The 4,177-nt window shown below is 48.6% G+C and carries 5 protein-coding genes and 1 pseudogene; 5 read left to right on the plus strand and 1 reads right to left on the minus strand.

Annotated features, from left to right (window positions below):
- The 5 genes and pseudogenes from AB5935_RS23720 to AB5935_RS23740 all read left to right on the plus strand — a co-directional run.
- A partial coding sequence (locus tag AB5935_RS23720; RefSeq protein WP_368327640.1) for a FadR/GntR family transcriptional regulator occupies positions 1-329 on the plus strand: 329 nt, incomplete at its 5' end.
- Positions 330-360: 31 nt separating this feature from the next.
- A complete protein-coding gene (locus AB5935_RS23725) occupies positions 361-759 on the plus strand; it encodes an antibiotic biosynthesis monooxygenase family protein (RefSeq protein ID WP_038610061.1) in 399 nt (132 codons plus the stop codon).
- Complete coding sequence (locus AB5935_RS23730) at positions 746-1,438, plus strand: DNA-3-methyladenine glycosylase family protein (RefSeq protein WP_038610058.1); 693 nt, start codon at positions 746-748, stop codon at positions 1,436-1,438. Before AB5935_RS23725 ends, AB5935_RS23730 begins: the two co-directional genes overlap by 14 nt.
- Positions 1,401-1,538, plus strand: a pseudogene (locus AB5935_RS23735) (Ada metal-binding domain-containing protein); the annotation flags it as partial. The gene AB5935_RS23730 and the pseudogene AB5935_RS23735, both read left to right, overlap by 38 nt.
- Positions 1,539-1,628: 90 nt before the next feature.
- The gene (locus AB5935_RS23740; RefSeq protein ID WP_038612346.1) at positions 1,629-2,156 is read left to right on the plus strand and encodes a methylated-DNA--[protein]-cysteine S-methyltransferase; all 528 of its coding nucleotides are present in this window, start codon (positions 1,629-1,631) and stop codon (positions 2,154-2,156) included.
- 93 nt (positions 2,157-2,249) lie between these two features.
- On the opposite strand, the gene mobV is transcribed toward AB5935_RS23740, so the two are convergent.
- Positions 2,250-3,617, minus strand: a complete 1,368-nt coding sequence (mobV, locus tag AB5935_RS23745; RefSeq protein ID WP_038610055.1) for a MobV family relaxase — start codon at positions 3,615-3,617, stop codon at positions 2,250-2,252.
- Positions 3,618-4,177: the final 560 nt, after the last annotated feature.

The following is a 4,177-nucleotide window of genomic DNA, read 5'->3' on the forward strand; positions in this document are numbered from 1 at the left end:
TGGCAAGAAGAACAGAAAAAGATATAGAGCGAATGCAGTCCTCCCTTGAAGCAAGAAAGGCAAATGCGAAAGACGGTTTGTTGAAAGAATGTATCGAAGCCGACATGAATTTCCATATTGCAATTGCCGATGCTACCCACAATCGAATATTGGCAGACATTTACCGTTCTGCTTCCCTGCATTTGCTTTCGGAGTTCAATCGTATTTACGATGGTACGGATTGCTTCATAAATTCACAATCTTCTCACGAGAAGTTGTTGAGATACATCATTGCAGGCGATTTGAAGAACGCCCGGAAGACGGCAACACGGATTGTAGAAGAGCCATAGAACGAGAAACAACTAAAAATATGACAATCAAATGATAAAGAATACAGAAAACAACAACGGAAAAGTGGTCGTTCTTTTTGAAGTAACGCCAACGGCAGAGGGTAAAGTACGCTATCTCGAACTTGCCGCCCAATTAAAACTATTGCTTTCAGATGCAAAAGGTTTTATTCGTTCCGAACGGTTCAGTAGTCTGAATGAAGAAGGTAAACTGTTGTCTCTGAATGTATGGGAGAACGAAGAAGCCGTTGAAAAGTGGCGTAATGAACTTCACCACCGTACGAGCCAATCGGAAGGACGTGAAAGGCTTTTTGAAAATTACCGAATCACCGTCGCTTCCGTCATAAGGGAATATGACGATTCCAATCGGAATGAGGCTCCAGCGGATTCTAATGAATATTTCCACAACAAGCAAGCTGATGACCGACCGTAATATTTTTATCTATGGCGAGACAGAGGTGTCCTATTTGAAAAAGCGGGATAAAAAACTTGCCGAGGTAATGGAAAAGGTTGGGCCGATAGAGCGGGAAGTTATTCCCGACTTGTTTGCCGCTTTGGTCAATTCGATTATAGGGCAACAGATTTCGACAAAGGCTCACAAGACAATCTGGAAAAAGATGGTAACCGTCCTCGGCGAGATAACACCGCAGGTCATCGACAGTTTAAGCGACGAAGAGTTACAGCAATTCGGCATTACATTCAAAAAAGTGGCTTACATCAAATCGGCAGCACAAAAAGTCTTATCGGGTGAACTTAACATCGAATCCCTTAGGGCAATGTCGGACGAAGAGGTCTGTGCCAAACTTGTAGAACTCGACGGTATAGGAATCTGGACAGCCGAAATGCTTATGCTGTTTTCCATGCAGCGTCGCAACATATTGAGTTTCGGCGACCTCGCTCTTGTGCGGGGTATGCGTATGGTCTATCACCATAAAGTAATAAACAGGCAACTGTTCGACCGATATAAGAAACGGTTTTCTCCTTATGCTTCCGTCGCAGGTCTTTACTTTTGGGCTGTGGCAGGAGGCGCAATAGAAGGAATGAAAGATTATGCACCGACCAACAACAAGTATGATGAAAACAGAAGAAAAGATAAAAGCGGTAAGAAATAGAGACGCAAGCTATCGTGATAAATTTTTCGTTGCCGTCAGAACAACGAAAATTGTTTGTACACCGGATTGTCCGGCGAAGCCTCTGGAAAAGAACATCGTGTTTTATGATACGCTTGAGGAAGCATTACAAGCCGGATATAGACCATGTAAAATATGTATGAAAGAATTTCCCAACAATAAAAGGAACAATATGGAAACTATAAAGATTACACGGTATCAATCGCCCGTGGGTGATATGCTTGTCGGTTCTTACGGCGACAAGCTGTGTATTTGCGATTGGGCGGTGGAGAAACGCCGCAGTACGATAGACCGCCGCATACAGCGACATCTGAGTGCGAAGTACGAAGAAGGAACTTCCGACGTCATCAAACGGACCATTGGGGAACTCGAAGAATATTTTGCCGGACACCGTAAGATATTCGACATCCCCGTTGTCTTTACCGGTTCGGAATTTCAATGTACTGTATGGGAAGAACTGATGAAAATACCCTATGGAAGGACCATATCTTATGGCGAACTTGCCCGCCGCATCCATAACCCGAAGGCTGTACGTGCAGTTGCATCGGCCAATGCCACCAATCCTATCTCTATCTTGGTACCCTGCCACCGGGTAATCGGCAGCAATCATAAACTCACGGGATACGGAGGCGGCCTCGATGCCAAAAAAGGATTATTGGAGTTGGAATGTTCTAATACAGAAGGAATAGAGTTATGGTAGCTTTAATTTAATATGCAAAAGTACGAAAAGTGCCATTCATAAGGGAAATTATGAACAGCACTTTTTTTATTATCTTCCAGCAAGATAAAACGGTTATAGCTTCATTCCCCTGCCTTTTCTTTGCGGCTGTATGGGGCGGTGTATGTTCTGCCTTAGCTTGTCGAATTGCTCCTTGAACCATTCGGCAATGGGCTTTCGGTCGATGGCAAGAACTAATTTCGTCCCGTCCGTGGGGTCTTTCATCACTTGAACCCCTGCCTTTTCGGTCTTGAATTTCCGTCCGTGTTCCTCCGAGTAGAGTTCCCCTGCATACTCCAACGGCTTTCCCTTGACGAGTGTTTCCGTCTGCCCGTCGCTGAACCCGACAAGGCGGCAGAGGTTTTCGATACGGAGCATTTCACGGAAATAGGGAAACCATGCCGCCGCCCTTGCGATTATCGTTTTCAGAAACGATATTTCCTGCTTGTGTTTCGCTTCCTTGTCTGCTATCTCCCTGCGGTGCTTCCGCTCTACTTCCGCCATTTGTCGGCTGTGGTCGGTCTGCATGGTCTGTATTCTATCTTGCAGGGCTTCGATGGCTTCCCCGTGCGTGGCTACCTCCCTACGCAGGGCGGTGTTCTCCCTCTCCAGCGTCTTGACCTTGTTACTGCCGAAAAGAGAACCGACACTCTCGGCGATGTTGGCGGCTGCGGTGGTTGCCGCCCCTTTCAGCTTCTCGGTCTGTATCTCTTTTTTCGCCCGTTTGAGTTCCTCCTGCGCCGTTTCTTTCTGACGCTGCAAATCCACTACCTCCGCTTTGAGGCTGTCGGCGAGTTTCTTCGTTTCATTGTAATACTGCTGCGTGGACTTGTGCCGTGCCTTTGAACCGTCTATGCCCCTTTGCAGCCCGTATTTCGCCATCGCCACGGCATAGGTGTCTTGATAGGATTTCAGCCTTAGCCGTGTCATAATATCATCGGCGCATAGCCTTACGGTGTCGGTCGGCTTCTTGCGGTATCGCTTCTTCGTCTGCTCCTCCCGTTTCCTGCGCTTGCGCTCTCCCTTGACGATGGGAACGAGCGTGACGTGTATGTGGGGCGTTTCCTCGTCCCGATGCAGGTGCGCCGCCACGATGTTCTCCTTTCCGAACGTGTCGGCGAAGTATTTCATATTGTCGGCGCACCACTCGTCCAAACGTCCCTCCCTTTCGATGCGTTCCATGTCCTCGTGCGTTCCCGACACGTTGATGCGGATTGCCCGTACTTGGTTGTTTCCGATTTTGCGTGTCAGCCCAGCTTCTTCTAATCTTCTCTGGATAGCCGCCGAACGGTCTTTTATCCCGTCGGGGTACGCAACGAGTTTTCGGTTCAGGTGCGTCCGTGTCGGGTCTGCGTTCTTCGGGATGATAAAACGCTCGATGTGGGCGGTCGTTCCGCTGTCGGAACCGTGCGCCTTTTCCATGTGCAATACTACGAAACCCATATATATTCCTTTCTTTTTTAGCTTGTGAAACAATAAACTTGACTATCTTTGAGGGCGGCGAAATGCCGTCCTCAACGGGGTGTGCAGAGGGGCTTGCCCCTTGCCTTATTGGGGAATTTTCAGCGATACGGAGTATTGCGGCTTGGAAAATTCCCTAATAAGCTACGGTATTTTCTCCGTAAATACCCTGCGGCGTGTCAGCGGTCTTTCTGTGGTGGCTCTCCCTGCCACCTGCTTACCCGTATAACCCCACCTTATTATTTTTCCCTTTCGGTCGGTGGTGGGCGGCGGGGCGGTCGTTTCCGTTTTCAAAGGCTTCTTTGCACGGGGCGGTCGGATGCAAGGTTTAGGGGAAGAATACTACCCGAAGCATGAGGGTGGAGATTGTTCCCCTAACGGCGTAGCCGCCCGACCTTGCAGCCGACGGAAAGCCCCGTGCTTGCTTCGCCTTTGTAAACGGGAATGACTGCTCCGCTTTCCTGCGGTCGGGAAACAGCCCCTTTCCGTCCGTGCGACGGTATGACCGTATGAATGTATGACCGTATTACGGACTGATACCC

The sequence above is a fragment of the Phocaeicola sp. RTP21198st1_B8_RTP21198_201120 genome, assembly GCF_040929485.1.
In the GTDB taxonomy this organism is placed as follows: domain Bacteria; phylum Bacteroidota; class Bacteroidia; order Bacteroidales; family Bacteroidaceae; genus Phocaeicola; species Phocaeicola dorei.

Excerpts from the sequence above, each read along its gene's own strand:
- AB5935_RS23740 (WP_038612346.1), top strand. The coding sequence starts at position 1,629 with ATGGAAACTATAAAGATTACACGGTATCAATCGCCCGTGGGTGATATG.
- AB5935_RS23730 (WP_038610058.1), top strand. The coding sequence starts at position 746 with ATGACCGACCGTAATATTTTTATCTATGGCGAGACAGAGGTGTCCTAT.
- AB5935_RS23725 (WP_038610061.1), top strand. The coding sequence starts at position 361 with ATGATAAAGAATACAGAAAACAACAACGGAAAAGTGGTCGTTCTTTTT.
- mobV (WP_038610055.1), bottom strand. The coding sequence starts at position 3,617 with ATGGGTTTCGTAGTATTGCACATGGAAAAGGCGCACGGTTCCGACAGC.